The 21477-nt window shown below is 56.5% G+C and carries 17 protein-coding genes; 9 read left to right on the top strand and 8 right to left on the bottom strand.

Annotated elements, in window-relative coordinates; translation table 11 throughout:
• Positions 1–379: 379 nt before the first annotated feature.
• Positions 380–1627: a Cdc6/Cdc18 family protein gene (locus M1L36_RS12665; protein WP_250874116.1), complete on the bottom strand. Its 1248-nt coding sequence runs from the start codon at positions 1625–1627 to the stop codon at positions 380–382.
• A 439-nt stretch (positions 1628–2066) separates the two neighbouring features.
• Positions 2067–2795 (bottom strand): UTP--glucose-1-phosphate uridylyltransferase AglF, encoded by a 729-nt coding sequence (gene aglF / locus M1L36_RS12660; RefSeq protein ID WP_250874115.1) that lies wholly within the window; start codon positions 2793–2795, stop codon positions 2067–2069.
• Positions 2796–3073: 278 nt separating this feature from the next.
• On the opposite strand from aglF, the gene M1L36_RS12655 reads away from it, so the two are divergent.
• On the top strand, positions 3074–4012 hold the full coding sequence (locus M1L36_RS12655) for an NAD-dependent epimerase/dehydratase family protein (RefSeq protein ID WP_250874114.1): 939 nt from the start codon (positions 3074–3076) through the stop codon (positions 4010–4012).
• A gap of 115 nt (positions 4013–4127) precedes the next feature.
• Here M1L36_RS12655 and M1L36_RS12650 read toward each other — a convergent pair whose 3' ends face one another.
• Positions 4128–5156, bottom strand: coding sequence for a nucleotidyltransferase family protein (locus tag M1L36_RS12650; protein WP_250874113.1), 1029 nt, complete (start codon positions 5154–5156; stop codon positions 4128–4130).
• 161 nt (positions 5157–5317) lie between these two features.
• Complete coding sequence (gene glmS, locus M1L36_RS12645; RefSeq protein ID WP_250874112.1) at positions 5318–7135, bottom strand: glutamine--fructose-6-phosphate transaminase (isomerizing); 1818 nt, start codon at positions 7133–7135, stop codon at positions 5318–5320.
• A gap of 300 nt (positions 7136–7435) precedes the next feature.
• Here glmS and M1L36_RS21615 point away from each other — a divergent pair, with 300 nt between their 5' ends.
• Genes M1L36_RS21615 through M1L36_RS12630 form a run of 3 tightly spaced genes read left to right on the top strand, consistent with a single transcriptional unit; the run spans position 7436 to position 12584 of the window.
• Positions 7436–10300, top strand: coding sequence for an FtsX-like permease family protein (locus M1L36_RS21615; protein WP_250874111.1), 2865 nt, complete (start codon positions 7436–7438; stop codon positions 10298–10300).
• Complete coding sequence (locus M1L36_RS12635) at positions 10297–11925, top strand: hypothetical protein (protein WP_250874110.1); 1629 nt, start codon at positions 10297–10299, stop codon at positions 11923–11925. Before M1L36_RS21615 ends, M1L36_RS12635 begins: the two co-directional genes overlap by 4 nt.
• Positions 11922–12584: an ABC transporter ATP-binding protein gene (locus M1L36_RS12630; protein ID WP_250874109.1), complete on the top strand. Its 663-nt coding sequence runs from the start codon at positions 11922–11924 to the stop codon at positions 12582–12584. Before M1L36_RS12635 ends, M1L36_RS12630 begins: the two co-directional genes overlap by 4 nt.
• 7 nt (positions 12585–12591) lie before the next feature.
• On the opposite strand, the gene M1L36_RS12625 is transcribed toward M1L36_RS12630, so the two are convergent.
• Complete coding sequence (locus tag M1L36_RS12625; protein WP_250874108.1) at positions 12592–13146, bottom strand: metal-dependent hydrolase; 555 nt, start codon at positions 13144–13146, stop codon at positions 12592–12594.
• Between the two features lie 142 nt (positions 13147–13288).
• Here M1L36_RS12625 and M1L36_RS12620 point away from each other — a divergent pair, with 142 nt between their 5' ends.
• Genes M1L36_RS12620 through M1L36_RS12605 form a run of 4 tightly spaced genes read left to right on the top strand, consistent with a single transcriptional unit; the run spans position 13289 to position 16343 of the window.
• Positions 13289–13564 carry a DUF8044 family membrane protein gene (locus tag M1L36_RS12620; protein WP_250874107.1) on the top strand — a complete coding sequence of 92 codons (276 nt, stop codon included), beginning with the start codon at positions 13289–13291 and terminating at the stop codon, positions 13562–13564.
• Positions 13565–13579: 15 nt separating this feature from the next.
• Positions 13580–14740, top strand: coding sequence for a DUF4350 domain-containing protein (locus M1L36_RS12615; RefSeq protein ID WP_250874106.1), 1161 nt, complete (start codon positions 13580–13582; stop codon positions 14738–14740).
• A 53-nt stretch (positions 14741–14793) separates the two neighbouring features.
• Entirely contained in the window at positions 14794–15798 is a 1005-nt protein-coding gene (locus M1L36_RS12610; protein WP_250874105.1) for an AAA family ATPase, read from the top strand.
• A gap of 50 nt (positions 15799–15848) precedes the next feature.
• The gene (locus tag M1L36_RS12605; RefSeq protein WP_250874104.1) at positions 15849–16343 is read left to right on the top strand and encodes a DUF4407 domain-containing protein; all 495 of its coding nucleotides are present in this window, start codon (positions 15849–15851) and stop codon (positions 16341–16343) included.
• Between the two features lie 59 nt (positions 16344–16402).
• Here the strand turns inward: M1L36_RS12605 and M1L36_RS12600 are convergent, their stop codons facing one another.
• From M1L36_RS12600 to M1L36_RS12590, 3 genes are read right to left on the bottom strand one after another with little or no spacing between them, the layout of a single operon-like run.
• A complete protein-coding gene (locus tag M1L36_RS12600) occupies positions 16403–17284 on the bottom strand; it encodes a DUF7982 domain-containing protein (protein WP_250874103.1) in 882 nt (293 codons plus the stop codon).
• Complete coding sequence (locus M1L36_RS12595) at positions 17281–17799, bottom strand: DUF8163 family membrane protein (protein ID WP_250874102.1); 519 nt, start codon at positions 17797–17799, stop codon at positions 17281–17283. Before M1L36_RS12595 ends, M1L36_RS12600 begins: the two co-directional genes overlap by 4 nt.
• Entirely contained in the window at positions 17796–19238 is a 1443-nt protein-coding gene (locus M1L36_RS12590) for a DUF58 domain-containing protein (protein ID WP_250874101.1), read from the bottom strand. The genes M1L36_RS12595 and M1L36_RS12590 overlap by 4 nt, the downstream gene beginning before the upstream one ends.
• 133 nt (positions 19239–19371) lie before the next feature.
• Here M1L36_RS12590 and M1L36_RS12585 point away from each other — a divergent pair, with 133 nt between their 5' ends.
• On the top strand, positions 19372–21462 hold the full coding sequence (locus M1L36_RS12585) for a hypothetical protein (protein WP_250874100.1): 2091 nt from the start codon (positions 19372–19374) through the stop codon (positions 21460–21462).
• Positions 21463–21477 lie beyond the last annotated feature (15 nt).

Genomic DNA, 21477 nt, shown 5'->3' with positions numbered 1-21477 from the left:
ACACCAGTACTCCCTTGTTGTGCGTTAAAGAGGATATGAGTCGACATGGGGGACACCCCCCACCATGTCCGGATAAACCACCCCATCTGATTCGGAGAGAACCGGAATAGAGCGCAGCCATGGCGTGACATTAGAGTGTTGAAACCTCACTGCCATTCAGTGGCTAGTCGGTGGAAGGATTGGTCACCCCCCACCATGTCCGCATAATTCTTGGCCGACCGTTCGTTGGGGGTTCCCAAACACTCCCCAGACAGATGATTCGGTGGCCTTTCGGAGGTCATCTATCACTGGTTACGGTATCTGATAGACCCCCCACTGCGTCCGCATAATTTGGCCGCAACAGTGCCCTACACGCGAATACAGAGGAGAACAGCATTCCTTATATATTCGATTTTCTGGACGCGATTTGGTCTAGTTTCGTAACAACAGTTGACAGTTGATTGTCCTCACCAAGTATCTCTAATGTCGCCTCCAAGTCAGTATTAAGTTCGAATCTATAATGCGCACCGCCCTGTATCCCAGTATTCCTGGTTTCTGCGAATACGAACCCTTGCATACCGAGACTTTGCAAGTGGTCGCGCACACGCCGCTCAACTAACTGATTTCCATCAAGCTGAGCAACTATCGATTTGTATTTTTTGTAGACCTCGCGTGTTCGTGCGGGAGTATTCCCATGCACTTCCAACGCGACTACAGACAAGAGAGCGAACTGGTCTTGTGTCGTCAGACGTCGCATTCCTTCTTCAATCCTCTTCCGCTGAAGGATGTCACGAGCCTCATACACAAGCCGTTCACTGACTTGTTTTTGATCTCGGTTTAGTGCTAGTTCACCTGCTTTGTATAGCAGCCGAATAGCTTGCCGAGCACTGCCTTCGTCTCCGGCAGCAATCGCTGCACAGAGAGAGATGACTCCTTCATCAAGGACACCACTCACGAACGCTCGATCGGCCCGTCGCTCAAGAATAGAGGTGAGCTGGGGGCCTTCATACGGAGCAAACTCAATCTCAACATCGTACAAAGAGTCCTTGGCCTTGGGCGAGAGATTATCACGGAATTGAAGGTCGTTGCTTATTCCAACAACGCTCACCCATTGATCCTCTACTTTGTCGTTTTTTCGAGCCCGTGGGATTTCGTACAGCAACTCGTCATCGCTGCCAATTGTATCGATTTCATCAATCACGAAGATAACAGTCGTCTCAAGTTGACTGATTTCCTCGTACAGCAAATCAAACATCGACTGTTGGTCAATCCCACTTGGCTTCTTGCTCGCTCCTCGCATCTCTTTGACTAAGTGCGCACAAAGCTGGTAGCTCGTGGTTTGATTATGTGCGCTAGTCTTTACCACGCTCACGTTGAGATCGTCTTTACCTTGAGCGTAGTCTTGGAGCAAATCTATCTCGTGATCAATTGCGACCGTTTTGCCTTGACCAGTCTTACCGTACACAAACAGGTTGTGTGCATTGACCCCTCTCGTGGCTGGTTTGAGTGCATCACGAATCTCCTCTAGATCTGCTTCTCGTTCAGGAAGTTTTTCCGGCTTCCAATCTTCTTTGAGGACTTTTTCGTCTTGGAATATATCTACAGAAGTCTCATACGGGTTCTCAGAAGTCTCCCCGTCGTCATCCATATCTAGCTGTTTCGAAGGGTGGCCATTATATAAAACCCCCGTGTCCGGAATGTCTTCTGTGTCTTCATTCGCGAGTATGGAGAGGTAGAATCCCCACTCTGCGACCGAGTTTTGTCAATTGTCAGTGGGATAGTCGGGGGATTATGCGGACACAGTGGGGAATGAGCCGAGCGGAATCGGTGGGAACTGCGCACAAGGCTGGAGCTGTTTGACACCCGGTTTACTCTCTGATGGATTATGCGGACGCGGTGGGGGGTGGATTCGATAGTGTCGCTGTTTTTTACACCAGATTATCCGGACGTGGTGGGGGGTAGGACGTTGTATAGCGAACTCAGAGGGGAAGTAATCCGTTTGGACACCCTCAACTCGCAATTTTCACCGTTGGTGAGGTCACGTTTGACGGTGAGTAGTCCCCGTCAGGGAAAACCAGAGATGAGCTTCAGACCGTAAGCTCCGATTCCTCGTTCATCCGACGCTCGGCTTCATCTCGATCTTCTGGATAGCCGATGTCCATCCGCCAGCCATCGAGTCCAATCGCGTCGATAGTTCGTCCCGAGCGGATGAGCAGGTCGATCGCCTCGCTGATCTCGTATTCGCCACGGTTCGAGGGTTGGACGAGGTGACAGGCGTGAAAGATTGCGGGGCTGAACGTATAGAAGCCCGTCATCACGAGGTTCGTCGGCGGGTCTTCGGGTTTCTCGATAACGTCCGTGATTTCGCCGTAGTCGTTGGTGTCACACACCCCGTATCGGGAGGCCTCTTCGTAGGGGACTTCCTCGACGAGGAAAGCAGCATCTGCACGGTCTTCTTGCTGGCGTCGAACCACGTCCGCCAGATTAGCGTTGAAGATGTTGTCCCCCAGCAAGAGCATGAAGTCATCATCGATGTGTTCTTCGACGTTCAGGAGGGCGTGAGCCAGTCCCTCCTGGGTAACTTGCTCGACGTAGGTGATTGGGACGCCCTCAAATGAATCGCCGTAGTGGTCGATAATCTTCTCCTTGAGATAGCCCACGACAACGACCAGTTCCTCGGCGTCGAGATCGATGAGTTGGTCGAAACAGTGCGTGAGAATTGGTTTACCGTCGACTTCGACCATCCCCTTCGGTTTGTCGTCAGTGAGCGGGCGAAGTCGCGTCCCCTTCCCTGCAGCGAGTACGACTGCTTTCATTGGTGAATGTCATCGATTAATACACATCCAAGTTGTGTTTTGTCGCAGACCGCGGGTTGGTGTTCTCGCTTCGAATTCTGAAATGGGACATACGGCGAGTTCGATTGCATAGGTGAGTATTGGTGTCCACGCCGTTCTCGACCGACTCAGCAGCCGAATCAGCAGTGTGTATCGCGGATGAATTGTAGTACTGCTGTTAGGATTGCTGACTCGTAGGTTAGTGAATTTCAAGCTACGCATACCGCAACGCACATATGTCGTAGCTATTGAACAGCAGTATGAACCTTACCGGAAAGCGGATTCTTGTGACAGGTGGGGCAGGCTTCATCGGGTCAAATCTGGCCAATGCACTCGCTGAAGACAACGAGGTTGTCGCCGTCGATGACGGATATCTCGGGACTGAAGAGAACCTCACTGACGATGTCGAGTTTCACGAAGTGAGCGTCCTCGACGATGACCTCCCGACCGACGTTGACGTGGTGTTTCACCTTGCTGCGCTGTCTTCTTACAAGATGCACGAAGAAGAGCGCATGAAGGGTGCGAAGGTGAACGTCCTCGGGTTCATCAACACCGTCGAGCAGGCGATGGACGATGGCTGTGACACGGTCGTCTACGCCTCGACCTCTTCGATCTACGGCAGTCAAACCGAGCCCTCTCCAGAGGGTATGGACGTCACTGTGAACACGGGCTATGAAGCCTCGAAGATGGCTCGTGAGAACTATGCGGAGTATCTCGCGAACCACTACGGGTTGAACATGGCAGGGATGCGCTTTTTCTCGGTGTATCAGGGCTACGGTGGCTCTGAAGAGCACAAAGGCGAGTTCGCGAACGTGATTGCGCAGTTTGCTGATGATCTTGCAGACGGCGATGCACCAGTCCTGTTCGACGATGGCACCCAGACGCGAGATTTCACTCACGTCAATGACATCGTCCGTGGGCTCGTCGCAGCGGCCGAGCATGAGCTGACGGGGACGTACAATCTCGGGACGGGTGAGGCGACGTCGTTCAATGAGTTGGTCGAGATGCTCAACGGTGAACTCGGGACGGATATCGAACCGGAGTACATCGAGAACCCGATTCCTGAGAGCGTCTACGTTTATGACACGATGGCTGATTGCTCGAAGATGCACGAGGAGACCGGCTGGGAGCCTCAGATTTCGCTTGAGGAAGGCGTCAAGCAGGTCTGTTCGCAGTATATGGCTCAGCCTCCACAGTAAACAACTCCTGCAGAACGACTCGCTCTCTCAGTATGCCGCGTCGTGGAATCGCATACAACTCAAAAGGCCGTCCAAGAGAACACATCAGAAGCTTATGCTGGCCAGAGAGAGCGGTTTAGTCCGACTGAAGTGGCCGCTCTTCGATTTGGATGACCCGCTCTTCGAATTCCCGCTGTCCAACTGGACTTGCTTCGATATCGCAGTGGGCCCCCACAGTCGAGTCTGCAAGAATGGTTCCCAAGACGGAGGCTTCGCGGTCGACGACCGTGCGCGTCAACACTGCATTCTCGACTGTCGACTCTGGGAAGATGACAGCGCGCTCAAGCACGCTGTCACGGACTTCTGCGCCAGGCATGACGCAGACGTCGTCCAGCTCTGAATCTTCGATGACAGCGCTCTCCGCGATTTGGTTCTCACCACCCAGTGTCCACGCGACTGCATCGAGATAGCCTTCTGCAGAGCCGATGTCGAACCACGCCTCATCGAACGAGAACGCGTTGACGGTTTGTTGGGATTGGAGCCACTGGATGAACCAACCGGGCTCGTCTGGGTTGCCATCGTCTGCGAGATACGTCTCGAACTCAGAGACGACATCCTTCGGGAATGCATAGCAAGCAATCGAGACGAGCGTACTTTTCGGGTTGTCTGGTTTCTCCTGGAAGTCGACGACCTGCTTGCCGTCGAGTTCGACGAGACCGTACGATTTCGCCTTCTCGCGAGAGCCGACGTCGTAGGCTGCAATCGATGGCGTGCCTTCCTGCTCGAAGAAGTCCACGAACTCACTCAGGTCGAAACCAACGAGGTTGTCGCCAGCGACGACCAACAGGTCATCGTCAAGGCTCTCGCGGTCAACGAGCTGGGCGAGTGCGCCAACGACGCCGAACTTCTCGTCTTCCTCGCTCGTATCTTCAATCGAGAGAATCGGCTTCTCGAACGAGCTCTCTTCGAGGTGTTCAGCGAACGTATCAGCGAACGCCTCGTTTGTACTCACATAAACGTCCTCCACGCGGTCATCATCTTCGAAGTCTTCCAGCAGGGTGTCGATGACTGTCGTGTCGCCGACTGGAAGTAGCATCTTTGGACGGTTACGCGTGATTGGCCAGAGTCGGGTGGCGAACCCGCCAGCGAGAACAATTGCATCCATGCCTGAACGTCCATAGTTCGGTATGCAAATACCTTCGCAAGTTTTCATTACAGATTATGCAGTGGCAGATATAGGCACGCAATGTGCGATAGAGAAGTGGAGTAGATTCAGACTCCCTCAGTCGTAGAGAGACGGTGAACTCGCGTTCGACAGATTACCCGTTACTCGACAGTGACGGACTTCGCGAGGTTGCGCGGCTTGTCGATAGGCCGTCCAAGCTGATCTGCGATATGGTAGGAGACGAGTTGCAGTTGAATGTTCGCGAGGACACCCGCGATGCTCGAATGCGTCTCCGGGATTGGGAGGAAGTAATCCGCGAACTCCAGGTCTCGTTCGAGTGATGCTGGTGCGACGACAATCACTGGTGCGCCGCGGGCCTGGACTTCTTTGAGATTGCTGACTGTCTTGAGGTCATCCTCACCAGTGATGACACCGAATACCGGCGTCTCCTCAGTGACGAGTGCGAGTGGCCCGTGTTTCAGTTCCGAGGCCGCGAATCCCTCGGCATGCTCATAGGAAATCTCCTTGAGCTTCAGTGCGCCTTCGAGCGCGGCTGCGCGTGCTGAGCCTCGTCCAAGGAAGAAATACGACTTACAGCCGAACAGCGCGTCTGCAATCTCTTCAGCCGGCGTCTCATCGAGCACCTGCTGGATGTCACCCGGGAGGTCGGCGAGTTCACCAAGCATCGCTCGGCGTCCGGGGTTCGTCGTTTCATTTACGTCTTCAGCAATACACTCGCTCAGGAGCGTCAGTGCGATGACCTGCGAGGTGAACGTCTTCGATGCCGCGACGCCAATTTCGGGGCCGGCGCGGATGAACAGCGACTCATCGCATTCTCGTGTGACAGACGACCCAACGGTGTTCGTGACTGCAAGGGTGCGAGCGCCAGCGTTGTTCGCTCGACGAATCGCATTGAGTGTATCCGCAGTTTCGCCTGATTGGGTGACCGCGATGACGAGTGAATTTTCCGTCGTTGGTCGCGGCGCTTCAGCATACTCGCCGGCCATGTATGCATCAGCAGGAATGCCGAGCTCGGTGAGATGCGCTGCGGCATACATCGCTGCGTGATTGGACGTCCCCATCGACACGAACTGAACGTGGTCGACATCGGTGAACGCACCATCCTCAAAGTCCTCGAGTTCGATGGTGCTGTTGATCGAATCGACACGCCCGTGGATGGTCTGGCGAAGTGATTCTGGCTGCTCGTAGATTTCCTTGAGCATGAAGTGCGGGTAACCAGCCTTTCCCGCGGCTTCTGGCTCCCACTCGACCGTATCGACGTCTCGTGCGAGCGGGACGCCAGCGAGGTCGGTGATTTCGTAGCCCTCTGTATCGACGGTCACGATGTCGCCGTCCTCGAGGTAAACGACCTGGTCAGTGTACTCTCGGAAGGCGGGGACGTCACTCGCAAGGAAATACTGGTCGTCGGCCTCACCAAGAACGAGCGGTGAGCCCTGTCGAGCGGCGTAGACTGTCTCGTCGCCATCGATGAGACACGCAATGGCGTAGCTCCCGGAGAGTTGTGCGACCGCACTACGGAACGCTGCTTCTGGGTCTGCGCCCTCAGCGAGTTCTGCTTCGATGAGATGTGGGACGACCTCGGTATCTGTCTCACTCTCGAAGCGATGGCCGGTTGCTTCTAGCTGCGTCCGGAGGTGGTCGTAGTTGTCGATGATACCGTTGTGGACGACGGCAACGCGGCCCGAACAGTCCTGATGTGGGTGAGCGTTCTCGTCCGATGGTGGCCCGTGCGTACTCCACCGCGTGTGGCCGATGCCAATCGTCCCCTCGGGCCGGTCGGTTCCAAGTGCTCGGCGCAGTTCGGAAAGCTCCCCCTCCCGCTTGACGACGCCAAACTCGTTCTCACCAGCCACAGCAATACCGGCTGAGTCGTATCCTCGATACTCGAGACTACTGAGCCCGGAGAGCAACCCATCAACAGCACTGTCTGCACCGACACATGCCGTAATCCCGCACATTAGTCCCTTCCCTCGCCGAATACAACATAGCCACTTTCCCCTCGCATTCTCGCACTACTATTCATTCAGAAGCGAATCCGGGATGGCCATTGAAATATCTTATTAGAATATCATTATTTTACCAATAGACTTAGTTGAGATGATAACTTTTGAGGAAGTATGTTCTGAGAAGGTGGAGTTCTGAGGGGTGTTGCGCGGCAGTAGTGCTGAGATTGGTCGTCAATTTTCCGCGGTATCTCTTCAACAACACAGATATATCCGTCCTCCAAGACAGAATCGACCAATGGAGGTTTGGTCTCGGTGAGTTACCAGCGTGCGTTACTCACGCGGTGGTCTGGCCGAGACCGCCTCGCTATCGTTGTTGTTGCGGTCACTGCTGCCTTCCTCGTTGGCGCTGTCGTTGTCCTGCTGGCAATCGCCGGCCAGACAACGGCAATAGCGAGCGAGTTCGGGACAGAAACGGCGGTCGAACTCACGGAGATGCCTGCAGACGGTGTTGATGGTACTGTCCTCCCACTGAGCACTGTCGAAGTTGATGGGGAGCAGTACACGCTCATTGGAATTCCCGACGGCGGAGCCCACGGGATTGCGACACCAGATGGGGTTTCAGGGCCACTTTCGGGGAGTTCTGCGCTCATCGAGGGAGAGCAAGCAACACTGAAGCGGTCGGTCGACGCTCAAGCAGCGGAGACGCCGTTTCCTGATGAGTGGCTCATTTCGGATGCCCAAACAGCACGGGAACTGGGTCCCACTCGGGGATTAGTTCTCCGAGAGTCCTCCTCGCCCACCCCCGACTCGGGGGCCCCGCTTGTTGGTGCGCTTGCGTTCTTCCTGATTGGGACACGCCAGATTCTCGGGCTGTTGACCGTCGTCTGTGGTGGGGCTGCGGTGCTCATCGGCGTCATAATCTTCAGTGTCACGCGGATGACGGTGCGTGAGCGCCGAGAAACGCTCACGGTGCTCAGAGCAACAGGAGCCACACCTCGCCGAGTACTTTTGCTCATGGCAGCGCGGGCAGGGTTGCTTACACTGGTTGGCGTGACGCTGGGCTATTCGATCGGCGTCATCATTCCGAATGCGGCCGTCAATATCGCCGTCACACTCGGGTTGCCAGTCGGGCTTCCAATGGGAATCGATACCCAGACTGCGCTGATTATCGTTGGCATGCTCGGGGGGCTTGTTTGTGTGGGCGTTGTGGCTGGGGTCTTGGCTGCAATTCCAGTCGTGCGTGGAGCACCACTCGATTCACCGAGCACTTTCTCGGTCAGGTGGCCGGGGAGTCCGTCGTTCCTTCCGAGTAGTGCGGTCGTCCCGACGACAGCAACGCTCGCTGTGTTTATTGCGTTCGTACTGGTGACGGTCTCGCTCGGAGGGGTCGTCGGTGCTGTTGGTGGTACTGCCGACCAGTCGGGAGGGACAATCGTCGCTCCAAATGCGGTCCACCCAGTCGCCAGCCAAGTCGACAAAACATACGCCGATGCGTTACAGCGCTCTGGAACAGCAGCAAGTCCCGAGATACTACTCTTCCAGGTCCACGACGGCCATGCATTCCCCGCACGTGGTGTCGAGTTCGATGCGTATCAGTCGGTTACGGATGCAGAGCTGGTCGCCGGGCGTGAACCAAACGCTACGGACGAAGCAGTAATCGGGACGAGTCTGGCCAATACGCTGGAACTCGGGATTGGAGACGAGATAGCTCTCGGAGGGAGTACGACGGAGGGAATTGTGACAGTCGAGATCGTTGGGACCTTCTCAGGAGAGGGAGCTAATGACGACCATCTACTGGTGTCGATCCCGGTTGCACAGCACCTTTCGACGACCTCACACGGGAATGTGAACATCATCAGGCTCGCTAGCGCTCGATCAAAGACGGTAAGCGATGGCATCATCCCGCTTGACATCAATACCCCACAACGAGTCGTCAGAGGAGAAACAGCCACGGTCCGGATTCAGGTCCGCAACGTCGGTGCCACGGAAGCAAGCGAGCAGGTTCGAGTGCAGTTTGGCAGCCAACGGAGAACGAAGCAGGTGTCGCTCGCAGCAGATGAACAACAAATACTGGCAGTCCAATTCAATGCCTCGTCAGTCGGAGAACAGACCGTCCAGGTGGCGAACACGACCCGGACGGTCACGGTGGTTTCTCCAGACGCGCTCAGGCTCAAACAGGTGCCACGAACCGGGCCACCGAATGCGTCGTTACAAGTCCGGGTTCGGTCGATGGCTGGTCAATCAGTCCCAAATGCGACTGTGACTGTGGGCTCAAACTCGGTGGGGACGAACCAGAATGGGAATGGGCGGATTCGACTCCCATCCGCATCAGGGGACTACGATCTTCGTGTAGAAGCAGACAATCGAACAGTGACACGACAGATATCGGTGAGGAGCAACACCACGAGAACGCCAGCAGTCAGTCTCGCCACCCCAAACGAAACGGGGGTGTTCACCACTCCGAGAGGCCGTGTGACGATTTCGAATCCATGGGCATCGAATATCTCCTCGCAGGTGTCTATCGATGGACCAGGAGCGACACTGAGCGAGCAGGTCCGACTTCGACCCGGCGAGTCGCGTCGCCTCTCAGCGACGTTCGAGCGTCGACCACCGGGAACGTACACAGTCCGAGTCACAGTCGACAATCGAACCGTAGAGCGTCAGTATCGCGTCACCGGCGACGACCGGATTGCAAGTGCAATCGCATCCAGTGGTCGAATCTCAGCGGGTTCCGGGACGAGTGGGCTACTCTCGCGAGCGTTTGGTAACATCGGGCTTGTCTTGGCGACACTCCTGGGACTTGGCGTCGTGATGACCGCGGGGAGCACAATCGCGGCGTTTTCTGATTCTGTGCAAGCTCGCCGCCGTGACGTCGGTATACACCGCGCCCTGGGGGCAAATCCAATCCAAGTAGGGAAGATGGTGGGGGCAGATGCGCTTCGAATCGCGATTCCAGCGGGGATTGGAGGTGTCACCCTCGCAATTCTCGTGTTAGTATGTCTCTCGTGGGTAGGCGCTCTCACCGTGTTCGGTGTGCAACTTGCTCCCAGCTTTCCAGTCGGAACTCTCGGACTCATCACGGTGGGCGGAGTCGTGTTGGCGCTGTTCAGTGCGCTCGTCGTAACAATTCGATTCGCGGTGGTCGACCCATCTCGCCTGTTTGGAGGGAGTCGATGAGTTCGAAACAGCGGGCAGACCCGTTGCTGATTCTGGCAGTCCTTTCGGTTGGTATCGCCACACGACTCTTGCCGTGGCATCTCTCGCCGCTTCCGTTCAATACCGACGCCTTCGTATTCGTGCGTCGTGCCGAGCAGATTCAGCAAGCGAATCGACTCGCATTCGTTGGACCAACCGCCCCAGCGCCTGATGAGTATCTGTTCGACATGCTGCTCGCAATGTCCAGCGAGGTCGTCGGGATACAGCCGCTGTATTTCGTGCAGATTCTCATTGCGTGTCTGGCGATCATTCCTTCGCTTATCGCAGTTTCATACGCTCGTTCGCTCACAAGAGGACTTCCAAGAACGTACCAGCGAGGTGCTGCTGCATTTGCAGGGATTGGGCTCTCAATAGAGGGCCTCTATCTCTGGCGGACGGCAACAATCAGTAGTGAAGTCTATGGACTCGCATTCGTCGCCATCATCGTCTTTGCACTTCACTGGGGCATCACACGCGAGGACCGGCGATTGCTCGCTCTCGCCGTTGTCCTGAGCAGTCTGATGCCAGCAGTTCACAACGGAAGTACGTTCATCCTCGGGCTCATTCTCACTACGCTCGTAGCGATTGTGGTCACCCGAGAATTCACCGCTCGGCGTGCGCTCATTGGCATGCTTGGCGTCGTGGGGTTCTGGCTGCTCGCGTTCGGGTACAACGAACTCGTTGAGTTGCCGTACTCGGCGACCATCTCGGCAGCACCGGGGCTCTTCATAGGATGGACGATTCTCATAACGATGCTCGCACGATGGCTCGATATCGCAGGGTCGCCCACCCAGCGAGCCATTCCAGTGGGGTTATTCGGACTCGGCTCGCTCGTGTTTGTGTTGAATGCGGCACTTCCAGTCTTCCCCGGAATGCCATCGACGTCGCCCCTATTGCTGCTATTCACGCTTCCACTCGTCGCTCTCCTTATTGTGGCGGCCTACGGGACTCCGTTGGTGACCACCAAGTCCGGTATCGCGATGTTCGCAGTTACCGTTGGACCGCTCGCCGCGCTCGGGTTTGCGCTGACAGGTGGCCGAACAGCTGACTACCAAGCATTGCTCACCCGCTCAACGACGTTCATGCATCTTGGTGTTCTGGTTATTACGGCAGTCACGCTGGCGATGCTAGTCCATCGTCGTCCAACGCTTGGGCGAGTTGCAGTCGTAGTCGTTGTTCTCGCAATTCTCGTGTCTGCCCCATTCCCGTTTTCCGGCTTAGAGACGAAACCCTTCGAAGCAGTCACAGAGCCATCTGAATTCGAGGCAGCGATGTTCGGGGCCGAGTACACGGATGGTGGGTGGGCATCCGACGACCATCTCAGTCACATCGCGACCAAGTACCGTGGGGAAGATGTTTCGGACATATCGGCGAACGCGTGGCTTCGGGGGGAATCGGGACCACCCCAGTGCCCAACAATGAGTCGTGAATCGTGGACGACGACTGGCGCACCCGCAGTCCCAGAACCACTCCGCATTTCTTCGGGTGCATACGACCAATGGGTCATGACTGGCGATGTCGTGTACTCCGGGGGAGCTGCCGAGTCAATCGTCCTTCACTGGGAGCCAGGAACCTGTAATCAACCACCTGTGGGGAACGCCCGATGAGCGAGGATTCGGTACTGGCCGCTCGCAATATCTCCATTTCTCGGGGAAACGACCCTGTTTTCGCGGGACTATCGGTTTCGGTACCCAAGCACGCTCAGACCCTCATCAGAGGGACAAGCGGCGCTGGAAAGTCCACACTTTTCTCGGTGCTCGGGTTGCTCACGACACCAGATTCAGGGACGCTGTTGGTGAATGGGACCGATACGTCGACGCTTCCCGAGCGCAAGCGGGCAGCCATTCGTCGCGACCATCTCGGTTTCGTCTTTCAGGATTTCAAGCTCATAGAGGACTTGACCGCTTACGAAAATGCTCGGGTCCCGCAGGAACATGCGGGCTCCGTTGATGAGGAGTGGCTCGACAGCCTCTTCGAGCGACTCGACATCGCGGATCTCACCGACCGGCTACCGCCGACGCTCTCCGGAGGGGAGCGCCAGCGCGTCGCTATCGCCCGTTCATTAGCAAATCGCCCAAGCGTTGTTTTGGCCGACGAACCAACCGGTCAATTGGACCCAGAGACGACGGACGCCGTTCTTGAGACACTGTTCACGGTTCGAGAGTCGTTCGACACCGCTCTCGTGGTCGTGAGCCACGATAGCCGACTCAGTGGTGCATTCGATGAGCAGTACACGCTTTCAGCAGGGACGTTACACCGAGAGTGAACACACGTCAGTCGTTGCTGACAGGTGTCCCCGACTCAGTCCCTAGCCACCGAAGACCTGGGTAGCCATCATAAATCCAAATTCCCATTGCAAACACGGTCAACAGGAGTCCGAACAGTGTGAACGGTGTTGGGCTGAGGTTGAGGATATGTTCGAGAAAACTCGAGTCGCTCTCATAGGGAGGTGGGGGTAGGAGGGGCCACGCAAGAAATGAAAGGAACTCTGCGTCCAGTTGAAGGATGGGCAACAGTGCGTCACCGAGGAGATGAGCATAGTATCCAAACGCGAATGCCCATGCTGGCTTACTCTGGCCGCTTCGGCGTGCAATTGTGACGACCAGCAGACAGACGATGGTTGCGAGTACCAGTGAGTGAGCAAGCGACCGTCCGGAGGGGATGAGCCCAAACGACCACGCCAACGGCTTATCGATGAGGTCTGGGAACTGCGTTCCGACAGCCAGCGCAATCGCTGTGCCATCACTTGGTGGCCAAGGTCGGCCACGACTAGGCAGTACCACCCTGTAGAGAAGATAGCCGAGTGCCGCGTGTCCCCATGGCCACATTATCGGTGCGTTCAGCGACCACGTGGATAGGTCCGTTGGAAACAGCCTGTAATACCGGGAGGGATATTTTCAGCCCACCATTCGAGAGAGGAGGCGTGTGTCTCGTAATACTTGTATGGCCACGTCGTTGTTCTCTGAATAGATGAGACTGCAACGTCGCCAGCGGTTCGTCTTCGGCCATCTCGCGGCGACGTGTGCGACAATCATCGCACTGGCAGCACTTGGAAGCCTGACGCTTGAACTCGTCTTCGTCGTCTCGCTCATCGCGTTTCTCGTTCTCGTCGAACTCACCGCGCCGATTGCAGTCACGCCACGCTGGCGTTCTCGATTGAAGTGGGTCATCGCCGCAGGATTGCTCGTATTCGCCTATCTCGTAGTCAAGCGCATCCTCGATATACTTCCACCGGGGGTGTTCTGAGTCGTGCGAACAGATGTGCCTCGAATCGCGCTGTGGGCACTCGTCGCTGTCGTCGCACTTGGAATCGTCATTGGTGCCAGTACTTCGGGAGCTGCATATGGAGCGTTCAATCCTTCCTGGGATGGTGGGAGTTCTCTTCGAGGTATTGCGGAGGGGGAGGGGACGGACGCAGTCTACATACAGGGCACGAGCGAGTACAATTCGTTATCCAATCAGAGCGTAGCGTTCGTTCTTGCGCCAGATGAACCGTACACAGCAAACGAATCGGCACAGGTGCGTTCATTCGTCGATCGCGGTGGCACGCTTGTCGTTGCCGACGACAGTAGCAGGTCGAATAGCCTGCTCGCATCGGTCGGTGCATCGGCGCGTGTTGATGGACAGCTAGTTCGTGACGAACATCGGTATTTCCGCGGCCCCGCCCTTCCACTCGCGACGAACGTGACCAACACGACGACGCGCTCGAATCAGTCAGCAGGGTCGGGAAACGCGACCAACCTCACGAGCGGTGTAGAGCGATTGACGCTCAACTATGGGAGCGTGGTTCGACCTGAAAATGCGAGTGTGCTCATCTCTACCTCCGAATTCGCATATCTGGATTCGAACCAGAACGACCAACTCGACGATTCGGAGACGCTGGCAACTCGCCCGGTGGCAACAGTCGAGTCAGTTGGGAAGGGTCGAGTCGTGGTCGTGAGTGACTCAAGTGCGCTCATCAACGCAATGCTCGACCGCCCGAACAACCGTAGATTCGCCCAGGCACTCATCTCCGGGAGTGACCGAGTCGCACTCGATTACTCACACACTGCGAGCCTGCCACCGCTTGCCTTCCTGTTGGTGACTCTCCGAAGCTCAGTGTTCGTCCAACTGTGGGTTGGGCTACTGTTGGTGTGGGGTATCGCGGTCTATCTGAAGTGGCCGGCACTCCGTGAACACCCATCGATTCGTCGACTGCGTACTCGTTTCGGTGATGGCGACGAGGACATCAGCGCACATCTCGACGCCACATCGGCTGCCGCTGCCCTTCGCCGTCGACGGCCAGAGTGGGACGAACGCCGCATCAACCGCGTCGCACAAGCGTTGGCTTCAGACGGCCCACGCGACCCCTGGCGAGGCGACCATCACGGAGCCGAGATGGATGATAGCGGCGATGAATCCGAGACTTCCCGGCATCAGTGAGATGACGCTTGATGTGAGAGCGTTTTTACACCCCGAACGGGTAGGGCAGTAAAATGAGTGCGCGCGACCCCGAATCTCTCTACAGCGCTCTCCACGACGAGATGAGCACAGTCCTTATCGGCAAGGACTCAATCGTCGAAGGGCTCACCATCGCACTGCTGACGCGTGGACACGTACTCCTCGAAGGGGTTCCAGGGGTTGCCAAGACCACCATCGCCAATCTGTTTGCGCGGTCGACCGGCCTCCAGTACACCCGCGTTCAGATGACCCCAGACGTACTTCCGGCCGACGTCACCGGGACGACCGTCTATCGTGAGCAAACCGGCGAGTTCGAACTGCGCAAGGGGCCGGTGTTCGCAAACGTAGTTGTCGCTGACGAAATCAACCGCGCCACGCCGAAGACGCAATCAGCACTACTCGAGGCGATGGCCGAACGGACAGTGACTATCGAGGGCCAGACCCTCAGTCTTCCAGATCCGTTCGTCGTCGTCGCGACGCAGAACCCAATTGAGATGGAAGGTACCTTCGAGCTGCCAGAAGCACAACGAGACCGATTTTTGTTCCAACTGGATGTCTCACTCCCAGAGCGTGACGAAGAACGTGAGCTGTTGGATGTGTTCGACTCAGCGCCAACCCTTGGTCCGGACGCCGTCGAACGTGTCGTCACCCCCGACGAGCTTCGCTCTGCACGTGATGCTGTCGAAGACGTGCACGCCGCACCAAAACTGAAGGAGTACATCCTCGATATCATCGACGCAACGCGCGAGAGTTCGGACACGCGTCATGGCGCTTCACCCCGTGCATCGCTCGCGTTCCTTAATGCAGGGAAGGCGCGAGCGGCCATCCATGGGCGAGACTACGTGATTCCAGACGATATCAAGTTGCTCACAAAGCCCATTCTCGCTCACCGACTTGTGTTGAGTACCGATGCAGAACTCAGCGACCTCGATGCACGTGCTGTTGTTGAGGACGTAGTCGGGACAGTCGAACCGCCAGGGAGTAACGAGGAGGCAACGGCATCGACCGCGGTTGGGGATGGTGGCGATTTGAGCGAATGAGAGGCTTGGTGAGTCGGAACTGACTTCGCTGACGCCTTCAGGTGTTCAGTATGGACCGGTCACCGCTTTCGCTCGACGAATTTGTCGAGTACTGCCGCGTTCAAACAAGACTTCTCCTCGGTTCGGTCGAAACGATGGCAGCGGAGGCCGACGACATACTCGACAGTATCGACGAAGAGATGGCAACTCTGCAGTCAACACTGGACCAGCCACGTCAGGAAATCGATGGAACTCCGACTCCAGAGTCACCAGAACAACCCGGCAATGGCGGGTCAACAGTCGACGCGTTAGAACAGAGAGAGCAATCCCTCAACGAGCAACAAGCAGAGGTGAAAGCGATTGAGGCCCGTATCGAGTTGTACCAAAACCTTGCTTCGGGGTATGCGGACCTCGCTGAAGAGTTCCAGACCGACGAGATAGAAGCTGATGCCGCACTTGAGCGTACCATTCAGTTCGAAGCAGAGAACGATGCACCAGCGTATTTTGATGACCGCAAAGTGCTCCTTGAGGTCGTCAATGCCTCAAAAGCTTCCGAAGAAGAGTAGCCGTTCCGAGCAGCAAAGATAGCGGTTCGCAATCAATCTCATCCGCGCCAGACTCGGTGCTACTCCATCAAGTCGAAATCGTCAGAGTCCCAAGTATAGACGACGATTGAGTCGTATCGTTCGTCATCTGGCGCCTGAACGGTGACATCGATTGCTGTTCCGAGTTGTGTCGCCAATCCTACAGCGACGAGTGAAGCGAGCGGGTGGTCAAGTGCTGATACAGGTTCGATTCGTGCACCAGCGACGCCGAGTGCGAGTCGCCCATTCTCGGTCTCGGGGTCAACTGTATCGGCAAGTTCAAACTGCTCGATTGCGGCATCGGCGAGCGCTCGTGCAAGCGAGGAGGGGCGCTCTGGAATTGGGCCTGAGTGAGCCTGTTCGAATTGGTCATATAGCGAACTGCCTGTTGGGAGGAGAGCTAGCCCACGAGAGCGCTCGTTTTCGGCGGTGACAAACGGTGTGTCCAGCGACACTCCTTTACGTGTGTCAAAGTCCTCGTACTGAGGAAGGTACAGGCGTGTCTCGTCGTCTGTGGGGAGGTAGACTCGGTTGTCGCTCAATCCCAGGTCGGCGACGATTGCACTAGTATTCTCCGAGTACGTTTGAGAAACGGCTTCGCCAACACTCGCTGAGATGAACGCTTCTGGTGTGAGATATAGCGTCATCACAGCCGCAAACACGCCCGTGCCACCAAGTGCGAGCAGGACCGTCCTGACTCCAGGGAATAGTGCAGCACCGAGCAGCGCAAGAACACCAACAATACCGAACCCTGCAGCCGTTCGGCGGTAGCGTTGGCGCTGTGCGTCGCGATATGCTGTTCTGAGGCGATTGTTTTCCGCACGGAGGGTTTCGACCTGTGCGAGGATTTCTGCACGTGAGAGCGACGTCTGGTCCTGCTCGTCGCTCATCTCGCTTGGACTGGTCTCAACCGATTCGCTCATGGCTCAGCCTCCGACTCGGGAATCGGGTCGGTGACGAGCCCAAGCATCACTCGCTCGTATCGGTGGGTGCCATATCCGAGTATCGCTATCACGACGAGGACTGCGACAGTCGCTAACCACGGTGGCCAAATCGACCACGCGACCCACGCCACTCCAATCATACTGCTCGCAATCATCACCAGAACAGCGGTAGCTAGTCCAGGCCTGCGTACCCCTTCGAGGCCGCTGAGGGCGATAAACAAGAGACCACTCCCGGCAAGTAACATTGGGAGAAACTCGCTCGGGTCGACTACACCAATGAGGAGGACGGAGATAGTAAGCGCGAATGGTGTCGTGAGTACGACCGCTGCGCCGAATACGACAGCCGCAGCGACGAATCCACCCACCTGCCCAGTGAGAACAAACCCACTTGCAGCTAGTAGCCCTCCAAGCATGGTGAACGCGGTCCATCCGCCCCCGCCGATTTCGCGCCGGATGGAGTTTTGTTGAGGGGTGAGTCGTGATTGGTCAGTCATGCAGACGCACCTCTTCGAGACCGCCTGTCAAGGACCGCCGCCAGTCGCGCACCTGGCGCAACCTCATATGCGTCGACACGATCAAGGCCGGCTAGTTCTCGCCTGAACTCTTCGAACTCGAGGTACTCATCATATGCCGAATCCATATTTGCAAGTCCGTCAGCACGGTAGAGCATTGTAGGCGCGAGGAAGACCGTCACAAGGCGATCTCCTCGCCGCGCAAGCTTGACTGTCTCACGAATGCCAGCGCGGTTCGTATCTGTGGTGGAAATAATCAAGTGGGAAGCATCGCGGATTGCGAGCCGTGTAGTAGCGAACAGCGGGTCGCCATCAATGCGCTTGACGTACTGTTCGCTCGCCTTGAAATACGGGGTAAGATTCTGTCCGAACGCACCCGCGCTGGACTCAGACAGTAGCTTTGCCGCACGTCTGGCATCAGCAGGCGAACGCACTGCTCGGAAGTCAGATTGGGATTCAGTAGGCTCGTTGAGCGAGTTTGTCGGCGACAAATCTGTAAGATGGCGTCGTATCTTCCCGTAACCAGATTTACTTGCGGTGGTAGGGAAACGCCCGGTGATTCCTTCATCGCCGATAGTGAAACAGCCTAGCGGGTCATCCACTCGGTCTGCGTACTCGACGAACGCCAGTGCGACTTCTCTGAGATACTCTTGGGCGCGTTTCCCCGGCAGACCGACTGCAGTCGCTGCTCGGTGGTCGACGAGAAGCATCGATTCCCGGTCAGTCTCCGGCCTGTACTCTCGAATTTGGGGAGATTGCATCCGCGCGGTGGCTTTCCAGTCAATCTGGCGTACGGAATCAGAGGGCAGATACTCGCGAACAGACTCCGGTTCGGTCCCTCCTCCTTTGGGGCGGAGGGCCTCGTGTTCACCGTATCCGATTGCAATCTCCTGGCCCCCCTCTCCGATGTGCATATCGTCTGGTTGGCGGGGGCGAACGACAACGCGATGCTGGTCACCGAATTCAAATGTTTCAGTGAATAGCTGGCCGTCAGTGACTGAGACCGATGGCTGATCGAAGGTTGCGTTACCAGCGACAGGGAGTCGAACGGTGAATGTCGTTGTCGCCTCCTCCAACTCCTCGATGAGACGAACCGACCGACTGTCAATAGTAGGAGCGTCAGCGACGAGTGGGGGCTCTGCAGCGATATGCGCTTTGAGCGGGATAGAATGCGCGAGGTGAGCACTGAGTGTCACCGGCACCGTTTCATCCGGTCTCGCAGTTGACTGAATGTCCTGCTGGACAGTTAGCGTCTGGTCGAACCTCCTGAGAAGCAAAGCAAACAGAACAGCGCGAGTGACAAGCCACGCGCCGAGAAGCGCCGCACCCGCCAAGAGCGCCCATGACCGGAGAAGGACAGCAAAGGTCGCCAGACCGATGAGAAGGCCAATGGTCGCGTATCCATGGCGCGTCAGCTGCATACCGTGTGAAACCTACGCGGATGATTGAACGTTCTGGTGTCTTGTTCTGCGTAGGGGTGTATCCAGAGTAACTCTCGTGTAAAAAATGCGAGCAACAACGCTCTTTGCAGAGGGCATCTGAACGAAGACAGACGTGAATCGCTCGGTCGCTCTCTGTTGCGTTGTTCTGGTTGTTCTGGCCTCTCCGATCGGGGTCGTTCTCGCAGAGACAGGTCCAGCAAGTGACCGCACCTCAGCGTACGCCCAAGATGGGCCAAACGGGACGAGCGCCAGTAACAACACGAGCGATTCGATTGCCCACCGTAATCCAGATATAGTTGGCCAAGAGGGCGATGCAGCAGCGCTTCAAGACTGGCTCATCGGGCAACTAGCAGGTCGTCTGGGCGAGGGGTCAATCCAGCTGAGCCAGGGAGAGTACGATGCCGCGCGGAAACTCCTTGGCGACAAGTACAACGACCGGCTTGGTCAGCTCGTGGATGTCGCTGGTGAGACAGACTCAACACGCACCTTTCGACGGACGCGAAACAACCAGCGCGAGTTGACGAACGCGACCGAGGACTATCGAGATACCTATGAAAAGTATCGTGAGGCACGTGAGAACGGAAACAATTCCCAAGCACGCGAACTAGCACGCGACCTCGAAGAAGACGCCTCACGAGTCCGTGAGAACGCTGGTCGAACACGTGATGGATATGGCCAGCTGGGTAATCAAACGGGACAGGACTTCGCTGACGCACGGGACTCTGTTACCGCAGTCGAACAGAATATCACCGATACTCAAGAGGAGGTCAGGGAGGCAACGTTCGAAGAGACCACACTCTCCGTTCGTGCAGACGGTCAGCAAGCGTCCTTTCTCGACCCATTGGCGCTCTCCGGGACGCTGACCACCGAGAATGGGTCGGCAGTAACAACCGAAGAGATTCGATTACAGATTGGCTCACAATCCTATCGGACGACGACAGACGAAAACGGGGCCTTCTCTATCGAATACCGGCCAACGACCCTACCCACAAACGCGACCAATATCACGGTGGGCTACCGGCCAGTCTCGACCTCCCCGTATCTCAATTCCTCAGATACGATTCCTATTCAGGTCGAACAGGTCACCCCGAACATCTCTATCGACACAGCTCCGACAGAAACCCGATATAACCAGACGGTGACCGTGACAGGACAGGTGCGTGCTGAAGGCATTGGCGCATCAGTCCCAGTGGCTGTTCGTCTGGGTGAGACGCGACTGACCACGGCGCAAAGTCGAGAAGACGGGAGCTATCAAGTGACAGTGCGGATTCCAGCAGGCATAGATGAGGGAACACGGAATCTTGTAGTCAGTGTAGCACAGGAGAATCGAGCACTTGCAAGTACGTCAGCGAGTTCGACACTCCAGGTCGATGAGACACCGACAGCGCTGATGATGGAAGCATTCGGTACCGATGCGCAAACGATTCGCGTCTCGGGAACACTTCGAACCACCGATGGACAGGCCGTTGGGGGACAGAGAGTAGCCCTTTCGATAGGTGGCAATGAAATCGAGACGGTGAGGACCAATCGCGATGGGGACTACAACACGGAGGTAGCGTTACCACAGGACTTTGAGTCGAATGGAACGGTTGAGGTCCAGGCGACGTTCAGTGATGAGGGCACGAATCTGGGCTCCTCGGCGGCAAACGCGACAGTTTCGGTTTCTTCAGCAGGTGGGAACACTGGTCTGCAATCTCCGAGTAGCGGATTGTCTTTGGAGCAATTCCTCACACTTGTCGGTGGGGTAGTGACACTGATACTCGTAGCCGTATTCGGGGTACGATACTGGTCGCGCTCTTCTGAGCCAAAGAACATTGCACCCGCACCAGCGTCGACTCCAGTGGAATCAACGACAGAACAGCAATCGAGGTCCGAAATCGTTCAGAACCAACTCGAAAGTGCTCGAGAGTTACTTTCAGAGGGTCAATCCGATGCGGGTCTCGTCACGACCTATGCAGCGGTGCGGGCGAGTCTCAAAGAGCGAGTGGCGCGGACTGGCCTCACTCACTGGGAATTCTACAATGAGAGTGCTGCAGTCTTATCGAACGATGAGCGGTCTTTCCTCGAGCGGCTGACGAGTGCGTACGAACAAGCCCAGTTCTCAAGAGAGAGTGTCTCACAGCAGACCGCTCAGGACCTCCATTCGAGCGCTTCCGATACAGTTGAGTCTGACTCAGGGAAGTCAACTGATTTATCGGAGTAGAGCAACTCGGAGAAG

The sequence above is a fragment of the Halomarina rubra genome (assembly GCF_023699475.1).
GTDB classification, from domain to species: domain Archaea; phylum Halobacteriota; class Halobacteria; order Halobacteriales; family Haloarculaceae; genus Halomarina; species Halomarina rubra.
Note: the sequence above shows the minus strand (reverse complement) of the source record. Positions and strands in the feature narration are given on the sequence as shown.